Source organism: Paenibacillus sp. PL2-23 (genome assembly GCF_040834005.1).
Lineage (GTDB): Bacteria > Bacillota > Bacilli > Paenibacillales > Paenibacillaceae > Pristimantibacillus.
This window is the reverse complement of record NZ_CP162129.1, coordinates 1,099,829-1,120,479: the sequence shown is the minus strand read 5'-3', so window position 1 is coordinate 1,120,479 and position 20,651 is coordinate 1,099,829. Positions and strand designations below refer to the sequence as shown.

At 46.3% G+C, this 20,651-nt stretch carries 23 protein-coding genes; 8 read left to right on the top strand and 15 right to left on the bottom strand.

The features are described from left to right. Window positions 1–13: 13 nt before the first annotated feature. Window positions 14–301, bottom strand: a complete 288-nt coding sequence (locus tag AB1S56_RS04825; protein WP_340873565.1) for a hypothetical protein — start codon at window positions 299–301, stop codon at window positions 14–16. A 204-nt stretch (window positions 302–505) separates the two neighbouring features. On the opposite strand from AB1S56_RS04825, the gene AB1S56_RS04820 reads away from it, so the two are divergent. Next, entirely contained in the window at window positions 506–1,198 is a 693-nt protein-coding gene (locus tag AB1S56_RS04820) for a queuosine precursor transporter (protein WP_340873581.1), read from the top strand. A 6-nt stretch (window positions 1,199–1,204) separates the two neighbouring features. Here AB1S56_RS04820 and AB1S56_RS04815 read toward each other — a convergent pair whose 3' ends face one another. From AB1S56_RS04815 to AB1S56_RS04805, 3 genes are all read right to left on the bottom strand, one after another. Beyond that, window positions 1,205–1,990 (bottom strand): hypothetical protein, encoded by a 786-nt coding sequence (locus tag AB1S56_RS04815; protein WP_340873563.1) that lies wholly within the window; start codon window positions 1,988–1,990, stop codon window positions 1,205–1,207. Window positions 1,991–2,169: 179 nt separating this feature from the next. Next, window positions 2,170–2,916 (bottom strand): DUF975 family protein, encoded by a 747-nt coding sequence (locus tag AB1S56_RS04810; RefSeq protein WP_340873561.1) that lies wholly within the window; start codon window positions 2,914–2,916, stop codon window positions 2,170–2,172. Window positions 2,917–3,161: 245 nt separating this feature from the next. Next, on the bottom strand, window positions 3,162–3,797 hold the full coding sequence (locus AB1S56_RS04805) for a DNA alkylation repair protein (protein WP_340873560.1): 636 nt from the start codon (window positions 3,795–3,797) through the stop codon (window positions 3,162–3,164). Between the two features lie 206 nt (window positions 3,798–4,003). Between AB1S56_RS04805 and AB1S56_RS04800 the strand changes: the two genes are divergently transcribed. Then, window positions 4,004–5,437 carry an S-layer homology domain-containing protein gene (locus AB1S56_RS04800; RefSeq protein WP_340873559.1) on the top strand — a complete coding sequence of 478 codons (1,434 nt, stop codon included), beginning with the start codon at window positions 4,004–4,006 and terminating at the stop codon, window positions 5,435–5,437. Between the two features lie 346 nt (window positions 5,438–5,783). Here the strand turns inward: AB1S56_RS04800 and AB1S56_RS04795 are convergent, their stop codons facing one another. From AB1S56_RS04795 to AB1S56_RS04780, 4 genes are all read right to left on the bottom strand, one after another. Continuing rightward, a complete protein-coding gene (locus AB1S56_RS04795; protein ID WP_340873556.1) occupies window positions 5,784–6,908 on the bottom strand; it encodes a DUF4303 domain-containing protein in 1,125 nt (374 codons plus the stop codon). A 200-nt stretch (window positions 6,909–7,108) separates the two neighbouring features. Further along, the gene (locus tag AB1S56_RS04790; protein WP_340873553.1) at window positions 7,109–7,216 is read right to left on the bottom strand and encodes a putative holin-like toxin; all 108 of its coding nucleotides are present in this window, start codon (window positions 7,214–7,216) and stop codon (window positions 7,109–7,111) included. A gap of 1,154 nt (window positions 7,217–8,370) precedes the next feature. Then, the gene (locus AB1S56_RS04785; RefSeq protein WP_340873555.1) at window positions 8,371–8,613 is read right to left on the bottom strand and encodes a phosphotransferase; all 243 of its coding nucleotides are present in this window, start codon (window positions 8,611–8,613) and stop codon (window positions 8,371–8,373) included. A 381-nt stretch (window positions 8,614–8,994) separates the two neighbouring features. Beyond that, window positions 8,995–9,102 (bottom strand): putative holin-like toxin, encoded by a 108-nt coding sequence (locus AB1S56_RS04780; protein ID WP_340873553.1) that lies wholly within the window; start codon window positions 9,100–9,102, stop codon window positions 8,995–8,997. Window positions 9,103–9,567: 465 nt separating this feature from the next. On the opposite strand from AB1S56_RS04780, the gene AB1S56_RS04775 reads away from it, so the two are divergent. From AB1S56_RS04775 to AB1S56_RS04760, 4 genes are read left to right on the top strand one after another with little or no spacing between them, the layout of a single operon-like run. Further along, window positions 9,568–9,990, top strand: a complete 423-nt coding sequence (locus tag AB1S56_RS04775; RefSeq protein ID WP_340873551.1) for a DUF6431 domain-containing protein — start codon at window positions 9,568–9,570, stop codon at window positions 9,988–9,990. Between the two features lie 46 nt (window positions 9,991–10,036). Next, window positions 10,037–11,392: a DDE-type integrase/transposase/recombinase gene (locus AB1S56_RS04770; protein ID WP_367903356.1), complete on the top strand. Its 1,356-nt coding sequence runs from the start codon at window positions 10,037–10,039 to the stop codon at window positions 11,390–11,392. After that, entirely contained in the window at window positions 11,385–12,185 is an 801-nt protein-coding gene (locus AB1S56_RS04765; RefSeq protein WP_367903357.1) for an ExeA family protein, read from the top strand. Before AB1S56_RS04770 ends, AB1S56_RS04765 begins: the two co-directional genes overlap by 8 nt. Then, the gene (locus tag AB1S56_RS04760) at window positions 12,182–12,409 is read left to right on the top strand and encodes a DUF5348 domain-containing protein (RefSeq protein ID WP_340871918.1); all 228 of its coding nucleotides are present in this window, start codon (window positions 12,182–12,184) and stop codon (window positions 12,407–12,409) included. Before AB1S56_RS04765 ends, AB1S56_RS04760 begins: the two co-directional genes overlap by 4 nt. Before the next feature lie 770 nt (window positions 12,410–13,179). On the opposite strand, the gene AB1S56_RS04755 is transcribed toward AB1S56_RS04760, so the two are convergent. The 7 genes from AB1S56_RS04755 to AB1S56_RS04725 form a co-directional block, all read right to left on the bottom strand. Continuing rightward, the gene (locus AB1S56_RS04755) at window positions 13,180–14,520 is read right to left on the bottom strand and encodes a thymidylate synthase (protein ID WP_340873669.1); all 1,341 of its coding nucleotides are present in this window, start codon (window positions 14,518–14,520) and stop codon (window positions 13,180–13,182) included. Beyond that, window positions 14,507–14,863 carry a MazG nucleotide pyrophosphohydrolase domain-containing protein gene (locus AB1S56_RS04750; RefSeq protein WP_340873668.1) on the bottom strand — a complete coding sequence of 119 codons (357 nt, stop codon included), beginning with the start codon at window positions 14,861–14,863 and terminating at the stop codon, window positions 14,507–14,509. The genes AB1S56_RS04755 and AB1S56_RS04750 overlap by 14 nt, the downstream gene beginning before the upstream one ends. After that, window positions 14,848–15,762: a hypothetical protein gene (locus AB1S56_RS04745; RefSeq protein WP_340873666.1), complete on the bottom strand. Its 915-nt coding sequence runs from the start codon at window positions 15,760–15,762 to the stop codon at window positions 14,848–14,850. Before AB1S56_RS04745 ends, AB1S56_RS04750 begins: the two co-directional genes overlap by 16 nt. Then, window positions 15,755–16,384, bottom strand: a complete 630-nt coding sequence (tmk, locus tag AB1S56_RS04740; RefSeq protein ID WP_340873664.1) for a dTMP kinase — start codon at window positions 16,382–16,384, stop codon at window positions 15,755–15,757. The genes AB1S56_RS04745 and tmk overlap by 8 nt, the downstream gene beginning before the upstream one ends. Before the next feature lie 3 nt (window positions 16,385–16,387). Beyond that, complete coding sequence (locus AB1S56_RS04735) at window positions 16,388–17,230, bottom strand: metallophosphoesterase (RefSeq protein WP_340873662.1); 843 nt, start codon at window positions 17,228–17,230, stop codon at window positions 16,388–16,390. 508 nt (window positions 17,231–17,738) lie between these two features. Then, window positions 17,739–18,581, bottom strand: coding sequence for a sulfurtransferase (locus AB1S56_RS04730; RefSeq protein WP_340873671.1), 843 nt, complete (start codon window positions 18,579–18,581; stop codon window positions 17,739–17,741). 88 nt (window positions 18,582–18,669) lie between these two features. Continuing rightward, on the bottom strand, window positions 18,670–19,308 hold the full coding sequence (locus AB1S56_RS04725; protein WP_340873661.1) for a DUF2306 domain-containing protein: 639 nt from the start codon (window positions 19,306–19,308) through the stop codon (window positions 18,670–18,672). A 132-nt stretch (window positions 19,309–19,440) separates the two neighbouring features. Between AB1S56_RS04725 and AB1S56_RS04720 the strand changes: the two genes are divergently transcribed. Together AB1S56_RS04720 and AB1S56_RS04715 are read left to right on the top strand one after the other, a co-directional pair. Continuing rightward, window positions 19,441–20,022 (top strand): Crp/Fnr family transcriptional regulator, encoded by a 582-nt coding sequence (locus AB1S56_RS04720; RefSeq protein WP_340873660.1) that lies wholly within the window; start codon window positions 19,441–19,443, stop codon window positions 20,020–20,022. Window positions 20,023–20,041: 19 nt separating this feature from the next. Further along, a complete protein-coding gene (locus tag AB1S56_RS04715; RefSeq protein ID WP_340873659.1) occupies window positions 20,042–20,590 on the top strand; it encodes a DUF1697 domain-containing protein in 549 nt (182 codons plus the stop codon). Window positions 20,591–20,651 lie beyond the last annotated feature (61 nt).

Sequence of the window (20,651 nt, the reverse complement as noted above, 5' to 3'; positions counted from 1 at the left end):
GGAGTGTATGCGGTTACAGCTTCGACTTCATGTCATGCACATATTTGACGACAACTGCGAGGGCTCCGACATAGTACCCTGTTAGCACGATCCATCCCGTCGCGTCCATAGCGGTCATGCCGGCCAGAACAAACAGCGGAAGCACATAATACACAACGTCCTTCAGGTAGCCCAGAACAAGCTCGTGAGACAGCTTGCCGGCTTTCAGCGACATGAACAATCCCACCAGAAAATCGGCTGCCATCGACCCCATCACGACCCACATCGCGACTTCCATCCAATGCGTAAGCGATCCAAACATTTTGCATCACCTCCTAGCTCCCTACATCATATGCAGGTCCACTTGAGGTTGTACCTAAGCAAATGCCGGTCAAAAATAATCAGCCCTTCTCCCCCGTTTATGCTTTTCAAGCCGAGGAAAAGCTGTTAGGATAGTGGCTGTCCACATCGGCAGTCGCGGTTCGAGACCATCCCGCGTTACCAAAACTAAGGGGGATAAGAAATGATGTTTAATCTGTATTGGGGCGTGCTGTTTATGCTCGTCCACTTCGGCCTGTTTCTGCTATGCTACCGTTTATTTGGCAAAAAAGGCTTGTATGCCTGGATTGGGTTCGCTACCGTTATCGCCAATATTCAGGTAACCAAAACGATTGAGATGTCCATCGGCACGCTGGGCATTGTCATGACCTTAGGCAATACCATCTACACGTCCATCTATATGACCACCGATTTGCTTAATGAGAAATACGGCTATTCAGCGGCGAGACAAGCCGTATGGTTCGGCTTCTTCACCCTTATCGCATCCACGATCGTCATGCAGATGACGTTAGCGTTTGTTCCACAGGCCGAGGACTTCGCTCATGAGCCGCTTACGGCTATCTTCGGATTCCTGCCGCAGATTGCGGCTGGAAGCATGTGCGCCTATTTTGTCAGCCAATTTCTTGATGTTCGGGTGTTCAGCTACCTGAAAAAGCGGTTTCCCGTACGGAACCAGTTCTGGATTCGGATCAACGGCAGCACACTCGTCAGCCAGTTTGTCGACTCCCTGGTCTTCTGTGCGATCGCGTTCTATAACATCCACTCCTGGGACATATGGGTTCAGATCTTCCTAACGACTTACCTGCTGAAGCTGCTGATTTCGTTCCTGGCTACGCCGGTGCTCTACTGGGCCCGAAATATGAAGGTTCGCGAGGATTGAGCTGAACTATGAACGAATATGGCGGCAATGCTCCGCCAGCGCCAGAATCTCGGCACGCATTCTAGGGTTGATGGGATGTATTGCCTCCAGGAAATGAAGAAGCTGGACAGCAGACTCGGGGATCTTATCATAGCCTTGCAGCAAGGTCCCCAGCAGGCTTGCAAACGCGGGAAATCTTCGTTCCGCCCTTCTTTCATTGCCGAATACATCGGGGTAAGCATCTACTTCAGGCTCGATGATATGCATCACAGACAGCAGCCCATCAATAGGGTAGCTCTGAATAAACTTGAGTGCCGACAGCTTCTCGCCTCGCGCGTATCTCCCCAGCCCAACATAGAGGTTGGTCAACGCCTCGCCGACGGCATGGTCGATGGTTGCCCGTTTGTCCGGGGATGATGACGCATCTCTGACAAGAAGCTCGTCATTGGTATAGGCAGGGTGCTTCCAGACGATTCTCCCGTTCCTGTAAGCAGCCCTCTCCAATTCAGCCTCCTCGAATACCGCAAACTCTCCATAAATACCGTCCTCGAACAAAAACTTATATCCGATCTCGCAATTTTGGAAGCGATAGGCTATGGGGCAGATGACTTCCAGCCAATCCAAACGCTCAATATAACGCTGCTTGCTCCCAGGACTCACAATAACAAAAAAATCCAAATCCGAATACTCATCGATTCGGTCCGTCTCGATCCCCACTGAGCCAAGTCCCAGCAAGGCCAGCGCATCACCATTCCGCTCAAGCACCTTCCCGATATCCTCCAAACGCTGGAGCAGCATTTCCATTTGGGCCATTCTGATCTTCCTCCTCGTTAATGAAATGGCAGGGTATGCAAAAAAGGGCCCAACCGCGCGTCTGTGCGAGGTTGAACCCTTAGGTTACATAGCCTTTATATTTGTTATAAATATAGCTGAATCTCCCAGCATCGTCAACAATTCGAATGTATAGATTTACCCGTCACGCTCACCGCAGCTTATAGAGCTGGTGTATGGTTCAAGTGCAGCTCATCCTCCGTTGTCAGCCCGGTCTGCAGCGCCTCCTGGCGCAGCTCCAAATAAAGCTCCGCCTTGGTGGAATAGATGTAGGGTATGACGAACAGAACACCGATAAACAGCGCCAGGACGCCAAGAAGAATCCAGCCCACAAAGCTTAAATCCAATACAAAAATACGAAATTTATGGCCCCGCGTCATGCGATTGCTCAAGTCCACAGCGCGCTTGTAGCCGATATTGGGATTATCCGCGAGAATAAACGGCACAAGACTGTAAGCATACGATTTGACGATTCCCGGAATGTAGAGCAGCAGAAACCAGAGGAGGTTCAGAAAGGTGCTCCACAGCAACGCTTTGACAGTACCCCAGTATCTCGTTTTATTAAACGCAAAACCCAAATGGTTGAGATTGGCATCTCCCTCCGCGGCCTGCTTATAATATCGCATGGCACCGACCGTAAGCGGAAACCCGAGAAAAATACGGAACGCAAGAAAGAATAAAAAGATGGCTGCAATAATAATGATACCTATGACCAGAAATGGGGCAAGAATCTCCCAATCGACATTTGTCGTCTCTGTTCTGGACATCTCAGTCGACCCAAAGTTAAACGATGGCGGACTGATTCCACCCGATACAAAGGCTAATATAATGCCAACCAAAAACGCCTTCCAATACGACTTGCGCAGCACCTCCTTCGCTCTTCGCTTGAGCTCACGCCGCTCCCACATGCCAATCCCTCTTTTCGTTAGTCATTTGTTTCTATTACAATATCTACCACAGAAAGTATAATGCTTCAACAGAAGAATCATGCTTTATTTTTTCAATGACATATGCACAAGCTGCCACTCATCGTCCTGTTCCGCCATAATTGTGAACCCATGTAGATTGCATCGATTTTATCGATTCCAGCTTATCATGATCGGATACGCTACTCATGCTGGCACCGTCCCTTCTTCATGCCTTCGAGGGGCAACTATTTATTGTTCCGTTTATTCACCTCAATCGCAATGAACTCCGGCAAATAATTAGGCGTACAACCCTTTGATACCATATCGCCCCTATATAGACCCGTTTCCTCACCAAGCTTTATGCAACGTGCTCGATTCGCTGGATCGTAAACACCAATCCAGCCTGCCGTGAAATTCATAGCCCATTGAACCTCCGGTTCTTCCTGTGAAATAGCAGCTTCAATAGCAGACAGCAAGTCTGCGTTGTTGTCAGGCGGTGTTTGTCCCATCCATCTCAATCGAGCTTTATAATACCAAAAGGCTCGCCTTTGAAGAGCTGAAGGGCTATGTTGCCACCCCTCCATCCATGCAACCATCTTCTTGTCCTTGGTGAGCTGATTAGCCATTAACCAATCCATTAAGTTATTGCGTTCTTCGAATGTGTGAATGTGCATGTCCCTATCCAGCTTATCTAGCAGATCTTGTGTGATAAGGGTTTTGTCCATAATTAAGATGGCTAATAATCTAGGCAAAAAATCTCCGGTGGACCAGAGCTCCATAGCTAGCTCGTGATCCCTTTTGATGTCCTTCGCGATTTTCCGTAAGTCCCCTAGCTTCGTATGATTATTGATCTGTAGCAGAATGCTGTCTACTTTATTCATTGGACACAACCCCTTTATTCAGTTTTCATATGACCGCTTCTAAGGCGGTCGGCTTCAGTAGCCGAGAGTAGACCGTCACCTTACAGCGTGTGTCGATTTAATTTTGCGATAATGGAAACGATTATCAAATTATATAGAGAGTGACAACCCCCCATTTCTCATTATTATAGTAATTAGTAACTATTATAGCGAGGATGGATGTTGGAATGGTTAATAGATCTCGTCATTGGATGTTTGCACTGTTGCTAGCTGTCATGCTTATGATCCCGACCACTCAGGCGTCGGCAGCGGATGGACAACTGAAATATGAATTTGATCGAATTGAGGTCGTCTATGCTGCGGAGTTCACTGTCTATCCACAGATCGCTATTGTCGACTCTTGGTTTACGTCTCTTGCCGGCGGCCCGGACAAGCCGGTTCAGATCTTATATGGTATTGTTCATTTGTACACGGGCGATCAATACATAGAAGAGCAATTCATCAGCATGACCGGAGAAGGCAGCTCAGAGCGCTTCTTGAGCAACACGTTAAACAACGAATTTTACGATACTTCCTATATAACCAAAAAACAAACATCTATTGAATTCTGGTCGGGCAAGAAGCTGGACGGCCATACAGTCGTGAAGGATTTAAATCAGCCCATGAAGGAGGTTACCCTCGTTCAATCCTTTGATCCCAATGGCACATTGACGGGCTATCAACTTCGTGGTTTTTTCACATCATACGATCTCCTCTACACCTCTGATCCCGCTTCTCTCGTCCATGCTGGAGAATTGAACGGCGTAGAAGTTGAGGCTAAGCCGGAGGCACCGACAGACGAGAATCCGATGGCAGAAGAAATGCAGCCAGGTGCCACTAAACCGGAAGAAACGAATCCAGAATCGGCAACGCCAGAGCATACGAATGAACAACCGAAGCAACCGGAAGTGGATAATTCCGCAAAGGAAGTATCCGCTCTGTCCGCCACGGCCTCCACGTATGCCAGCAATACGGTAAAAGCTGATACGTTAAAGCAACTGGGCCTATTCACAGGAACGAATAAGGGCTATCAGTTAGGTGATTCTTTTACTCGCGCACAAGGAGTTGTGATGCTCCTTCGTCTCTCCGGTGAAGCTGATGCGGCCGCTAAAGTAAAGCTCAAGCCTGCCTTCACCGATGTGTTGAGCACGAACTGGGCAGCGAACGAGATCGCTTACGCCGTCAGCAAAGGTTATGTGAAGGGCATCGGGAATGGCGCGTTTGCACCAGATCGAATGATGACAGGAAAAGAGTTTCTAACCCTGATCAATCGGTTGTTAGGGTATCCCCATGCTGCGCCTTCCAATGTAGAGGAGCTTTCGTGGAATAATGGGCTGCTCGCCGCGGATTCAGCAGCGCGCCTAGCGAATGCGAAGCCTTTCTTGCGCGGAGATATGGTCGAAGTCGTATATGCAGCATTACAGACGAAGCTGTCAGGGAGCTCCAACACATTACTAGATACGCTCGTTGAAGACAAAGGAGCCATCAACGCCGAGATTGCCGTTGCAAGCGGACTGTATACCAAATCGAAGGAGCCTCTCTACTACATTCCAAAACCAGGAAGCGATCCAATGGATTCGATTGAACAGGCGATTCGGCAGAGGCTTGGACAGCGCCTCTAAGATCCTTCCCGGCAGCACAGAAGACCGCTTCAAAGGCGGTCGGCTTGGGCAGAAAAGACCAGAAATAGACCGCATTCCTTGCAGGGGTGCGGTCTATTTCTTTTGGTTAAACGCTGCGACGATTGCGACAACCAGCGTCAGCAACGCTATAAGACATTCCTCCCTGCGTCGAGAGGTAGCCGACAAGAAGATCGAAACTCCCCCGTGCAGAACGCAAACAAATACATGAGCGATGTACTCCGATTCGAACACTACTATTCGTCTTCCGTTGTCTCCTCGGCCCCTTACAGCAACCAGATTCTCGCTATACGAAATCCAATTGCTCCAGCTATCGTGTTGCTCCGAGTCAGCTTGCAATCGCATCTAGTTCCTTCGCATATTCAATCAGAACTTCTTCTCCTGCCTCGGATAATTTCGTTCCAATCTCCATGCACTGTTTCAATTGATTTGATGTTAATGGTCCACAGAAGTAGAGAGCTTCGATATAAAATCCAAGTCTTGCATAATCTTTTCTGTCCAAATGATCCAGACTTGCGAGTGCCGCTAATCTTTCAAGGCACTCCTTGGCCAATTCATTGCCAAAACGCTCAAGCTGCAAAAATATCTCCATAGCAGGTTTAATATAAGTAAATGGTGGTTCTAAACTATAATCGCTATCAATGGCATCAGACCAATAATCAATGAAATCGCCAACAGACAAATTCCTGTTCCGGTTCATTTCCTCGTTAAACTGCTCATCTAACTCCTTAATATCTGGGAATACTCGGTAAAACAAGTCTTGGTCGATCGTCTTTCTCATGACGAATCCATAATCCGTGTAATCATCTCTTGTAAAAGCATAGGCTATAAAATCATCGGATTTATCCAAAATATCAAAAGCCTCCTCGTTCACCAGACGCTGCAGCGCCTCGAGCGCGCATACGTAGTATCCATTTTCGATGATGCCCGCTTCGAATGCGATAACCGCAGTACCCGCTATAGGCTGTTCGTAATCTCCTTTGTCTACATCCGCAGCCTGGTATGCAATTGATTCAAAAAGTGAGATGTATCGTCCACTCAAGCCCATGTGGTCTTGCCAAAACTCGAAATCGAAATCCCCGCAATTATACTTCAGCGACTGAATCCGATCTTGTTTCTCATAATCAGCATTACGAGTCTGATACTCCTGTAACGTTTTCTCGAAACAACTCTTCGTATTCGCATATACCCGGATGCTGTTGTATTCGTCCGCACACAGGGCAAAAACATATACCTGTTTGTTGTCTGAGGTTTCGGAGAAAGAGCGAATTATATTTCTGCAGCCTTCCGCCAATGCATCCGTAAAGCGCTCAAGCGTCACGATTTCGGTTTGATTCGGCGCTTCCCTGCAAAACACTACCTCATTCTGATCATCCAGTATGTAATAGCCCTCATTTCGAATCGACGTCCTACCGTCTAGCAATCGACCGATCATAGAATAATACAAATTCATGTGATATTCACCTCTTTCGTTACAAAGATAATATTTCACCCAAAATTCTGTATGTTGCACGTATAAACAGGGATCGTTATAATAAAACTAAAGAAGGAGCCGTGCGACCAACACGACTCCGACAGCACAGTAGACCGCTTCAAAGGCGGTCGGCTTCAGTTAACTAGTCGAGAGTAGACCGTAACCTTGCAGTGGGCGGTCTATTTTTGTTGATTAAATATTGCTATGATGGCAACAACCAACGTCAGCAGCGCTATAATTAGCGCCCCAAAACCGATCATCAACGTCAAAGCATCTTTAACCTCCATGGGCATCCCTCCCTTCTACGAGAGGTAGCCGACCACCCTTGCAAGCCGTTCCACGTGCTTGTCTAATTATAGCATAATTTGTAAGTGGTGAAGTGAAGGAATTGCTGCTGCCGAATCGGTCATCTTTGTGTATGAATAGCTTCGAGGATGCTCATTTCCAGAGGTCTGCTCGATGTATCTAGTAAAGCTGAGCGGAAGATATATCCGTGAAGGGTCCGGAACACTCATGAAAATGTTTTCAGAGGGCAAAAGTTGACTTCATGTTGACTCTGGAGCCCTTGAGCCAAACGCAAAGGAGTGCATCGCCACATGGGCGATGTACTCCGATTCGCATACTGATATACAGCTTTTGGTTCTTACTCTTCATCCGTAGCTACAGAGCAACTAAAAATGATTATCGGTGATATGCCTATGAGTTCACATATTTAACATAGAGTTATGGGGGATTCGCAATGAGTATCATTAAACGAATCAAATTAAATGCTATTTTCTTATTTTCTGTTTTATTGTCACTTTATTTTATTGGGTTGATAATAAACCAATTCGTTTATCACATCATTTTTGGATCTTGGCTTGGGTACAACATTTTTCTAAACAGGCCTTCTATTAGTCTTAATAAACATAAAAAAATCCTTGCATTAATTAGTACCGTGATTGCACTAATCTTTATATTGATAGGATACACCCAGAATGAATTGCTAAATGGAGTTCTAGTCTCAGTTATTTTTGTATTAGGGTTTAGTCTTTTAATACTGTTGCATCAGAAAATTGCCATGGGATAGATATAGAGACAATACGTTGACGTAAGTTTTCAGGAAGTCAGAGGAGGGCTGACCGGCCTTCTTTGTGTGCTGCCAGCGCCACAGAGGCTCATGCTCGATGTGTCTGTACGATGTATTGAGCAAAGCCGAGCGGAGGCATGTTGTAAGTACTTACTGAGAGCGGGAGTTGACTCCCTGTCGACTTCGAGCCTCGAGCTCAACGCTAAGAAGTACATCGTTACTTGAGCGATGTACTCCAAATCACATACTACTATGCCGTCTAAGCCTTCTCCTCATCCCCTACCGCAACCGGATTCCCCTCATAGCTAATCCAATCGCTCCAGTTGTAGATTTTGCCCTCAAATCTCGCCCAATACAAGATGGTTAAGGTTTTCATAGCAAATAGGATTCAAGCAATCGCTGTAGAGGAGTATTATAATCATATGCCTCAGCCATTTCTAGAGATCCGTTAGACATCTGTAAGACATGATTAAGGCAAATAGCAAACTCCATGAAACTCACATCAAGCGAAATGAAATCGAAATCCAGAACACCTTTAATTTTATTTTCATGAGCCAATAAGTTGAACACCAATAAATCATGATGAACTAATTGTTTAGGCAGCTTTTCTAACAAATTAATTGACCTCTCTATAGATAAAATCATTTCTCGATAGAATATAACGTCGCCCCTCGGTATATGAAAAGGAGGCTTCTCGAAAAAAGACTTTACAGAAGGAATGTCTGCAAGTGGAATACCGTATACCCCTCTATTTTATCTTGCATAATATCTTCCTTTCCTACGTCAGTGGCAACATGTGATTGATTTCTATTGCGCACACTTGAATATGCGCATAAGCGATTATCGTATTGCATGTATATATCCGCGCCGTTATAATAAAACTAAAGAAGGAGCCGTGCGCTAACACGACTCCGGGCAGCACAGTAGACCGCTTCAAAGGCGGTCGGCTTCGGTTATTTAGTCAGAAATGGACCGTTCACCTGGCAGTGGGGCGGTCTATTTTTGTTGATTAAATATTGCAATGATAGCAACGACCAGCGTCAGCAGCGCTATAATAAGCGCCCCAAAACCGATCATCAACGTCAAAGCATCTTTAACCTCCATGGGCATCCCTCCCTTCGTCGAGAGGTAGCCGACCACCCTTGCAAGCCGTTCCACGTGCTTGTCTAATTATAGCATAATTTGTAAGTGGCGGAGCTGAGAATTTCTGCTATTCTCTTTTCCTAATCTGTTGATTTGATGTTGATCACTCATATGGAGGTTTCCAGTCGTTGACTCAAAGTGTTTCTGTCGTCCGTTAATAGCCGGAAGTTGACGTTCATAAATGTCCGAATTTAGACCGATATAGTGACCATACTATCAGTCTAAAGAAAGAAGAAACGCTCCCGTAATCGTCATGCTGTTGGTAGCAGCATAACCGGAAGCGTCACCTCAAGAATATGGTCATTGTATCAGATTTCACGCTGGTTGAGAAGGAGTCTGCATCCGGCGTTTTTTGTTAGGAGTGCGGAACTGGTTCCCTGCCCTTGCTGCGGAGGCCGGTTAGAGGTCGCGGGCAGCCGGAGGCGGGTGTGGTACAGAAGCAGCGGAGAACGGGCGAAGCTCATCATTCGGAGGTTGTATTGTAGGCCATGCGCGAGAATTCATCATGAACTGCCGGATCTGCTTGTCCCCTACAAGCGTTATGACGCTGAAAGCATCGAAGGTGTATGGGCAGAACCAGATGCTTCGGTAGTAGCCGCAGACGAATCCACCATTTCTAGATGGCTGGCCTGGTTTCAGGTTTGGGCGGTGTATGCAGCAGCAGCTCTACACGCCATTAGTACCCGGTTTCAGCTTCCTGTGGAACAAGCGTCCGTTGCTCCACAGTCCGCACTCCACGCTTTAGGACGGTATGTCGGTGACGCAGCCGGATGGCTAGGAAGAACTGTCCGCCCCATCGCCAATTTAAATCTTTGGGTTACAGACCCGTTCTGCCTGTCTGTCCGCTGAAGCTTGTTTTAGACTCATGCTAACCCTAGTAAATGGAGGCATGAGGATGAACAGACAAAAGAAATCGGACGAGGTTGCGGCGGAACGCTTTCAACTGCTGTCGCCGCTCCTAGCATCCGGTCTGGATGCGGCGAAGGCGGCTCAGTTAAAGTCGGCCATTTGTGCGCAGTCCGGCTTATCAGAGAGGACGCTGCGCCGGTACTTGGCCGAATATCGCAAGGATGGGTTCGACGGACTCAAGCCGAAACTCAAAGGCCGGAAGCCGCTGCCAGACACCATACCAACTGAGGTGCTGGAAGAAGCGATCCTGCTTCGGCGGGAGGTGCCGAAGCGGAGTGTGCGCCAAATTATCCAGATCCTCGAATGGGAGGAGAAGATCGCACCTGGAATAATTAAACGCAGCACCCTGCAGGCGAGATTAACCAGGCGCGGTTACAGTTCAAGGCAGATGCGGATGTATGCCGGTGGCGGTACGGCCGCGCGGCGCTTTCAGAAGCAGTCCCGCAATCGCTTATGGCAGAGTGACATCAAGTATGGGCCGTACCTTCCCATTGGTCCTGGCGGTTCGAAGAAACAAGTCTATCTGGTGTTATTCGTGGATGACGCGACGCGGTATGTGCTGCATGGAGCCTTCTACGCGTCGATGGAGCAAGCCATCGTCGAGGACAGTTTCCGAAGAGCGATCGAGAAATACGGTGTCCCAGAGGCCGTGTACTTCGACAACGGCAAGCAATACCGCACGACTTGGATGAACCGGACGTGCGCGAAACTCGGTATTCGCTTGCTCTTTGCCAAGCCCTACTCTCCGGAAAGTAAAGGCAAGGTTGAGCGTCTAAACGGCGCTGTGCAGAGCTTTCTGGACGAGGTCGCGCTTGAGAACGTTAAGACACTCACCGAGCTTAACGACTGGTTCCAAGTATGGCTTTCGGAGTGCTACCAGAATAAACCCCATGCCGCGCTGGCGAACAAACAAACACCCGAAGCTGCGTTTCGGAGCGATCCGGCAGCGCTTCAGTTCGTAAATTCCGAGCACCTCGCGGCCAGCTTCCTCCACGCGGAACAGCGGAAAGTGGATAAGGCCGGCTGTATCAGCTTTCAAGGCAAGAAGTATGAAGTTGGGCTGTTGTTCATTGGGCAAACGGTTCAAGTCGTCTATGACCCGGCAGATATCACAGAAGTGACGATCGAATACGAGGGATGTACGCCTTGGAAAGCACGGGAGCTCATCATTGGAGAAAGGGCTGGCAAGCGGCCGGCCCTTCCAGAGCATTTGCAGAAGCAGTCAGCAACGGAATCCCGCTTGCTCCGAGGTGCCGAGCGGAAGCATGACGAGCGCGCACAAACCCAAACGCCGGCCGTCTCCTACCGCATGCTGAGGAAGGAGGCTGGCAAGGATGTTTGAATCCTTCTACGACATGACCCGTACACCATTTGCTCGGGATATTCCCGTGACAGAGCTTTATCCGGCGAGTGCTATGGAAGAGATGCTGGACCGGTTGCAATACGCTGCTGAGCGCCAATTATTCGCCGTCATCAGCGGCGACTGCGGGACGGGCAAGACGACGACCGTCCGCCGTTTTGCCGCCATGCTGGATGCCGCAAAGTATAGGCTGCTGTACCTGTCGGACTCCAAGCTAACGCCGCGCCACTTCTACAAAGGGCTGCTCGAACAACTCGGATGCGAGTCGAAGTTCTACCGGGGCGATGCGAAGCGTCAGCTACATCGCGAAGTGGAGCTCATGCGCGGCATCCATCGACTGGAACCGGTTGTCGTCGTAGATGAAGCCCATCTGCTTGATCGGGAGATGCTAGAGGAAGTGCGCTTCCTGCTCAACTGCAAGATGGATGCGCAAAGCCCTATGGCACTGATTCTAGTCGGGCAGAGCGAGCTATGGGACAAGCTTCGTCTCCAATCCTATGCAGCGATTCGTCAGCGGATTGACCTTCAGTGCAAGCTGCCCTATTTCGACCGTTCCCAAGTCGGCGAATATTTGAAGCGTCAGTTAGCATATGCCGGCACCGATCATGAGATATTCTCGGATGAGGCGGTAAATGAAGTTTACCGATTCTCGGGCGGATCGGCCAGACTCATCAACAAGTTGAGCACTCATTGCCTCATCTACGGAGCCCAGATCAAGCGCCGCATCATTGACGATCATATGGTGAAGCACGTGATTCAGGGTGAATTGTCATGAACGAGCCTTGGAACCGGATGACGTACGATCGGGACGCAAATAGTTGGTTTGTCCAGCTAGGAGAGAACGCTTATCCTGTTTACTGCGGTGAATGTTTTGAAATTCGCATTGGGGATCGCGGCATCCCATGTCGACTCGAGCTTGACCGTTATTGGTACGTGATCATGAGAGAAACCCGATTTAACTTAAGAAACAAAGACATTTACCACATTCGATTCGTTTAGCAGAAATGGGAAAGCCGTAATACTCTCGGCTTTCCCATTCATTGAGTCTCTATGGACATGATTACGATCAGACCTTGGACAACTAACGTGATCATTTTCTGGACATTATGGATCAGCAGTAACATCAAAGCTTTTACACAATAGGCAATCTAGAGCCCTACCGAGAAAGATGGAGCCGATCAACCATCTTTGTGCATGCATAGCTTCGAGTATGCTCATTTCCGGAGGTCTGCTCGATGCATCTAGCAAAGCTGAGCGGAAGGTCGATCCGTGAAGGGTCCGGAGTGCTCCTAAACACGTTTTAGAAGGCGAGAGTTGACTCTGTGTTGACTTCAGAACCCCTGAGCCCAACGCAAAGAAGTACATCGCCACATGGGCGATGTACTCCGAGTCACATACTGCTATACAGCTTTCGGCTCTTACTCTTCGCCAGTGGCAACCGGATTCTCCTCATAACTAATCCAATCGCTCCAGCTGTAGATTCTGCCCTGTAAATGGTTACACGCGCCAAGTCCATGGCATGTACAGAGCGTCACAATCCGCCGGTCCCATTATGCTACGAACAACGATGATCGAGGGCGGTCGTTTCTACCGCTGAGATCACGAGCTTGGTTCGCGGCGTGTCAGCGGTTTCCCGACAATCACCTGGTACAACCCCGACATGTACCCAACGCGCCACTTTCTCTTCTCTCCGACCACCTGAGCCTAACGTGCCAAAGCCTAGCGCCTGTACAGTCCTCCGCACTACTCCGACCCACCAGCTAAAACAACTAACAATTTTCAATAAGATTCCGAATCTTCGATTCAAATTTGGTGAAGTGTAGTATGTCTTCAAATACAAGTTCAAGCTCTTCTGTTGCTTGTTTAAGTCGCTGCGTGAACAACTGTCTCGTATTAGGCGCCATGTTTGACGCAATGCTACACATTACAAGCGATAAAAAGACACTCTGGACTAATTTTTCTTTGTCAACTGCATGAACCTTAAAAGAATAAAAATGACTTTTTTCATTTACTATGTTTATAAAATCAATAGCAAGGCTAATGTGTTTTTTTGCTAATTCCAGAATAAACGACTTTATATTCGATGCATCTTCATACTTTATTGTCTCGAGTCTTTGCAAATCCTCTTTCATATTAGCCTCCTTCAACACTTCTTCAAAAAATTTAGACGTGTGCTTAAAATCTTTTTTCTCACAGTACCATAGAAAAGCCACATATCCTAGTAGGTTATGAGGAAGTTGGTCGACCGCTCTCTCAAGATCATTCGATTCAATATATACTTTATAAGACTGAAAGAAATTAGAGATATCATCATCCAACAAGCCTTTATATTCTTGCCGGTTAACTTTATTATGATTTTCACGGACATATAGAGAAGACGTAAAAGAAGGTATGCGACTGGATATAGCCTTTAAAGCTGTTTTGTTATTTGCTGCGATAACTTTTGAAATCTTATCCATATCTTTTTTGTATATATGAAGACAATTTGTAAAATGTCGTTGAGTTCCCGCTTTAATACCTAACTTTTCTGAAATATAAACCTGCAATAAATAAAAAACAAAAACATTATAAGGTACTCCTAAAAATAGATCATTCGATCTATTTAATACAGTTATATCGAGCTTGTGATTTCTGATTTTTAGGATAATAGAAATATTGCAAGGGAGATCATTTGATTCAACAGATAAGTCATCGACTGACCACATACTCAACACAATTCGACGAGAGTTAGGGTTAGTCGCCAAACTATCAATAGCCTTTTGAATCTGATCGTATTCAAAATAATGTCTTAGTCTATGACCATACGCTCCATTCAATGTTTCTCCATCATCAGAAAATTTATTATAATCCTTAATATAGTGTTCAAGTGGTTTTAACTCATTCGAGCCCGATATAAGCCAAGAGAATTCCGCCAATGCAAAAAATGGGTTTAGGTTTCTTTTCATGAGATATGGTAAACGGAACTCATCATCTTGAATTTCAAAATAAGCTGGACCTAAATCCATAGCCTCTCCCACTCTAGATTGCGTGTACGTTCCGTTATAAGTATATCCCCATTCCAACATGTCATAATACATATCTGAAAAATTCGTGGTATTAAATGTCTTCATTAATTTCGTACCTCTCAAATCTTTTCTGATTTTTTTCTAACTTTTCCAGAAAACATTTTTCTAAATCAATTTCACTTTGATTGGAAATCTTTATAAGGTAAATAAATATATCTGCAAGTTCATCTTTTAATTCATCTATTTTTTCGTTATAAGTGAAGTCGCCTCTGCTAATTTTTTTAACTATGTTTGAGAACTCACCCACCTCTCCTACCAGACAAACAATAAGGTGCTCAAGAACTTCAATATTTTCTTCAGTGACCTTTTCAAAAAATGGCTTTCTACCACCATGCATTTTATCAAAACGCTCTTGTAATAACTTTATTTCTTTTATTGATAAAGGCATTTTTCAACTTCCTCTATAAATCGATTTAAATAACCTAAATACTCAGTATTCAATTCATTTATACGTGGATTATGTGAAGTTTTCCGCCTAAGATCCATTAATTCCTGGCTACTAGCTAAAGCTTTTTTAAGTACATCTTTTAATAATTCACCACTGAAGCACTTATGTAAGGTAGCTCGAGCACTTGAGTCATTAATTATTTCGTTGATCAAATTTAATGAACCATTCTCAATTACTGTACTCTCATGCAGTTTTTCCTTAAGTAAGGTAATCATTTTTTTCGGGTTAGTTTGCATCAATATCAATAATTGACGCTCTGGCATTAAGTCAATCTCTTGTTTCCTTAGTGTAGTTTGTTGTTCCTTCACGTATGCTCTAAAAGCAAAAATGTTCAATTTTACATTTGTAATATTCGGTATCTCTTTGTAAATCTGATTTATAATAATCCTCGCTTCTTCAATATTGATCCTTAGAAATTTAGAAACTTCAAGAGCGCGGAAGTATGCAGTCACATAAAGTTCGTTACCTTCCTGACTAAATTGAAGTATCATAAATGAAGGAATGGGGTTATCCCCACTCTTCATAATATCTTTTTGATTTATTAATGACACTAAAGCCCTATTAGAATGTTGTTTAATTTTTAATTCTTCTATTACATGATTAATTCCACTTTCCCCGATATAGCTTCCATGGTTGATCTGTAAAAATGTCGGTTGCACAGGATTTTGCCATGCCTCCGCCTCTGTAGATACATCCAATAGTTGTGGTGTTTTAACCAACTCAATTCCATACTTAACTTTTAGAGAAAAATTAAGTTTGTAGTCTCCAACAGAAACCATTTCTTTTGCTAAAGAAAGTATTTCTTCAAAATTTTCCACTTTAATGAACTCATCATCCACGGCCAAACTTCCCTTCAATAAATTCTGTTATCTCAGAATGTATACTCTTAACATCCTTGTTGCCGTCAACTTCACACAGATTCCCAGTATATTGAGAAAAGATTTTCTCGTAGTTACTCTTAACTAGTACCAGCTTTTCTTGATTTTCATACACATCCTGAACAGATCGCTGATTTATTCTATGTAAAGATATTTCTATTGGGTTGTTTATGTACACAACTAGGTCGGGTTCTGGGAATTCTACATTTAACCGCTTAACAAACTTTAAGTCAGAATCGTTTTTACAATGATAAGCATAAGAAGAAAAAAAGTATCGAGTGCTGATAACGTGAAACCCATCATTTATTTTCTTGAATACTCCATCAACCGAGTTGTATAAGTGATCATGCCTATCTGCTGCAAATAAATATGCCATTTGTTGATCAAACTTAGCTATATTCTCAGTGAATAAAACCCTCTGCTTCAAACCTTGACGAATTAGATTTCCAATTGGCCCTTCAGAAGGCTCTGATGTGACAATAGCTCTTTCGTTTCTAGCTAAAAAATAGTCCCTGAGAAGACCAGCCTGTGTAGAGGTGCCTGAGCCATCGATTCCTTCAAAAACAATAAATAGATTTTTCATAATTCAACTCTTTCTGCTGTATTGGACCGGACCGTTTTTTAAAAATCCACCGACATTCCCTTGACTTACGTTATCCCTTGAATAGATGTACTTCCACAATTCTAACCCATCATCGTTAATTTTATAATAATTCAATCCACTTGTGTAACCGGGCATAGGAAAACCTGGTGCTTGAACACCGAAAGCAAACATTTGTGATCTTCCCAAAACAAGATTTGAGTTATTGTGCTGGTGACCATGAAATACGGTCTCAAATCCATACTCGTCCAAGAGTATTATTAATTTGCTTGCATTGCGGATGGAAGATATATCATTTTGGAATTGATTTATTAAATGATGATGTGTAAATGCCACCTTACGCGTGTGCTTTCTGAATTCAATCCGCTCAAGAGTCCTTGAGAGTTCTTCAATATTTACAAAACCATATTGGTGATCTAAGTGATAGCAAGAATTTATACCTAAGAAAAATTCTGTTTCCGTTTCATAAATAACATATGATTTATCACCATATGAAAATCTATTATCTTTTCTCAGAGAGTACGCAAACACATTAAACTCTTCAAAGCCCCCTTCACGAACAATATCATGATTTCCCGGGCACAAAAGAATATTTGATGGTTTGATTTTATTACCCGTTGAATTGATTATATCCTGGAAAAACCTTGTTGCCTCCCTGTATCCCTCAGGCCTCCCTTTAAATGTGATATCACCACTTATAAGAAAGAATAAATTTTCTGCGTCAATATCTTCAATAAGTTCTACCAATCCATTACGTAGTTCTCTTTCGGCAAATATTAAGTTTTCACTCGGAAAATGAAGATCAGAAATATGTAGCATATGCAACATTAAGCTTCCTCTTTTCTCACCGATACTTTTGCAATAATTATACAACACCTTGAATGATCGAATAAGAAATTTGTTTCCATTCTTATTTCTCGCCAATAGCAACCGGTTTTCCTACATAACTAATCCAGTTAAAATAACCCGAAAGAATCTTGTGCAAATGATCGCGCCCACTTATAACCAAACGATTCATCTTTATCTCTATATTGTTGACTGATTGTTGATTCGTACCAATCAATTTTCAATTGTTGATTCACTGGAATTGTGACACTTCTAAATTATGAAATTGTGTTACGGTAATAATGGGCAGCTTTCTTGACCCTTTGTTTGTCTGTGCAGGGCATCGCGAGGCATCCGAATGGACGTTTGCATGAATCAACTCTGCAAGTATTCTCAAGAGCCACTTGTGACTCCATGTTGAATTTAGGGCAAAAAATACATCGCCGTGGCACGTAAGCCGCATGGCGATGTATTCATTAAGTAATTACTGCTATTATACACTCTTCGGCTCTTACTCTTCGCCAGTAGCAACCGGATTCCCTTCATAAGAGATCCAATCGCTCCAGCTCCCCGCGTACAGCCGCACCTTGCTAAAGCCCGCTTCCTGCAGCGCGATGACGTTCGGAGTGGCCGTGACGCCGGAGCCGCAGTAGACGATCAGCTCGCGGTCGCGGTCCAGGTCGGCGAAGCGCTCGGCTTGGGCGACGGCGTCCTTCCAGGAGCCGTTGTCCGCAAGGCCATCTTTCCAGAAGCGGTTGATTGCGCCCGGGATATGACCGGCCACCTTGTCGAGCGGCTCTACCTCGCCACGGTAGCGCGGCGCTTCGCGGGAATCGATCAGCGTCACGCGTTCATCTCCCAGCAGCTCCTTCACCTCGTCCATCTGGGCGAGCATCGTATGCTGGACCTCCGCCAGAAACTTGGCCGGGATCAGCACTCTCTGCTCCGATGAGACAGGGAAGCTGGCGTTCACCCAAGCCGTGAACCCTTCATCCAGCACATACACCTGCTCATGTCCAAGGTACTTCAGCAGCCACCACAGGCGAGAAGCCATCGCCCCGCCCTGGTCGTCGTAAGCAACGACGCGGGACTCATTGCCGATGCCGACGCGGCTCAGCGCAACCGTCAGATCGAAGATGTCCGGCAGCGGATGACGTCCGCCATGCCCACTCTCTTCAACCGGAGCGGAGAGATCCTTCTCCAGATCCAGATAGACAGCGCCCGGAATATGGGATGCCTCGTATAATGCGCGTCCTGCGTCTGGCTTGCCCATCAGGAACCTGCAATCCACAATAACGATATCCGGCTCGTACATACGGGCCAGCAGCCATTTTAATGAAACAATATTATTCATCATCCAATCTTCCTTCCTGCTTCAGCTCATGCGCCTATTATAACGGAACATGCATACCGAAGAAAGCAGGAAAGCAAGCCCGCGATACTTAAGCGCCGACCGGTACCGAGCTCCCCCGCCCCCAGCGTCTGATATACCACTCGGCCGCCAGAGCATTGGGCACCCAGCTCAGCCAAGAAATAATCGTGTAGCTGGTAACGAAGTTCTCTTCCCCGAACGCGAGGACAAACAAGGCAAGCCAGAGCCGCAGCGACACGGCAGCCAGCGTCAGCGCATAATTACGGATCATCCATCTTCGATGCTGCGCCGCTTGCTTGGCGCGTATCGTCTTCACAGCCCAGAAGCCGCTAAGCAGCCACACGATGGATAACACCAGGAACCCCGCGGTAGATACCGCTCCGCCCGTTGCCTGGAAGGCGAGGTAAGCTCCCGACAGTCCACCAAGCACTATCCCTGCCATATAGACGCGTCCCATGATCCGATGCAGCTTGGGACGCCGCTCCCGCACCGACTTCAGCATGTTGATTGAACCAAGCAAAAGAGCTGTGACGCTTCCCGCGATATGGGCATACAGCATCCCATACCAGATCCTCTCCAATTGCTGTGCTTCCAGCTTCTGCAGCACAAACCCCGCCTTCTCCGCATCAAGCACATAATATTGCACCACCGCGTAGCCAGATACAAGTATCGCGAGCACTGTCATCGCGATCCAGAGTTTTTTTTGCATAAACAAATCTCATCCTCTCTCATAGGTCGTATACAGCTTCCAACATTATGCTATGATGAGTGTAAAACGTAGAGGGATTCCGTTCCATAACCTATGTTAATGACGAATGTGAGCTGAGGTGATTCCATTCCTATGACTCAGAATCAAGCATCCATCGCGGACGCGCTGGGGCGGATAACGCCAATTCCCGAGGAGGAGCTGGCTTTTTTCCAGCGGCAGCTGACCTGGAGGACGGTCCAGAAAGGGCAATATCTTACGCGAAGCGGCGAGCCTTGCGAGACCATTTATTACTGCGATGAAGGCCTGTTCCGTATGCTCTACGAGAATGAGGACGGCACCGAGCATATCAAAAGCTTCATATCGAACGGCCAGTTATTCACCGATTACCGCGCCTTGCTCACCGGCACGCCCGCCTTCCTCTCGATCCAAGCGCTTGAGCATTCCCGCTGCGCCTCCTTCACGAAGGCCACGATGGAAGCTCTTTATGAGCGGCACATTTGCTGGGAGCGGTTCGGCAGAAGGCTCGCGGAGGGGCTGTTTATCGCCAAGTCCTTGAAGGAACGTGAGCTTATCGAATTGTCCGCTGAGGAACGGTATCGCTTATTCCTGGAGCAATACCCTGACCTGGAGAACCGCATCCCCCAGTATCAGATTGCCGCGTTTCTCGCGATCAATCCCGTATCTCTCAGCCGTATTCGCAGGAAATTATCCTAGCACCCCAGGAGGGAACAAGATGGTATATATTGCTCTGCTGCGGGGCATCAACGTAGGCGGCAACAATAAAATCGAGATGAAGCGGCTCAAGCTTACTTTCCAAAGCCTCGGCTTGTCTCAGGTCGTTACGTACATTAATACGGGCAACATTATTTTTACAGATGACCGGGCAGCCTCGAAGCAAGAGCTGGCCGATAAGCTGGAGGAAGCGATTCACGCGGATTTCGGCTTGTCTATTAAAGTGATGATTCGAACCATCGACGAGATCCGGACCATTATGGACAAGCTGCCCCCCGACTGGACGAATGACACCACAATGAAGAGCGACGTGCTGTTCCTGTGGGATGAGGTCAACAACGAATCGACGCTTCAAGGGCTGGCCATGAATCCCCAGGTTGATCGGATTCTCTATGTAGATGGAGCCATCCTGTGGTCATGCGACAGGAAGAATACCGGCAGAAGCGGTATGGTCAAAATCATCGGTACGAAGCTCTACAGCCAAGTGACCATTCGCAACGTCAATACAACGCGCAAAATATATGCGCTTATGCAGGCCGCTCAGTCATAATTGCTCCAGCGCAAGTGAAAGAGCCGAGGGCTTACGCTCCCCCGGCTCTTCATCGTTCTAT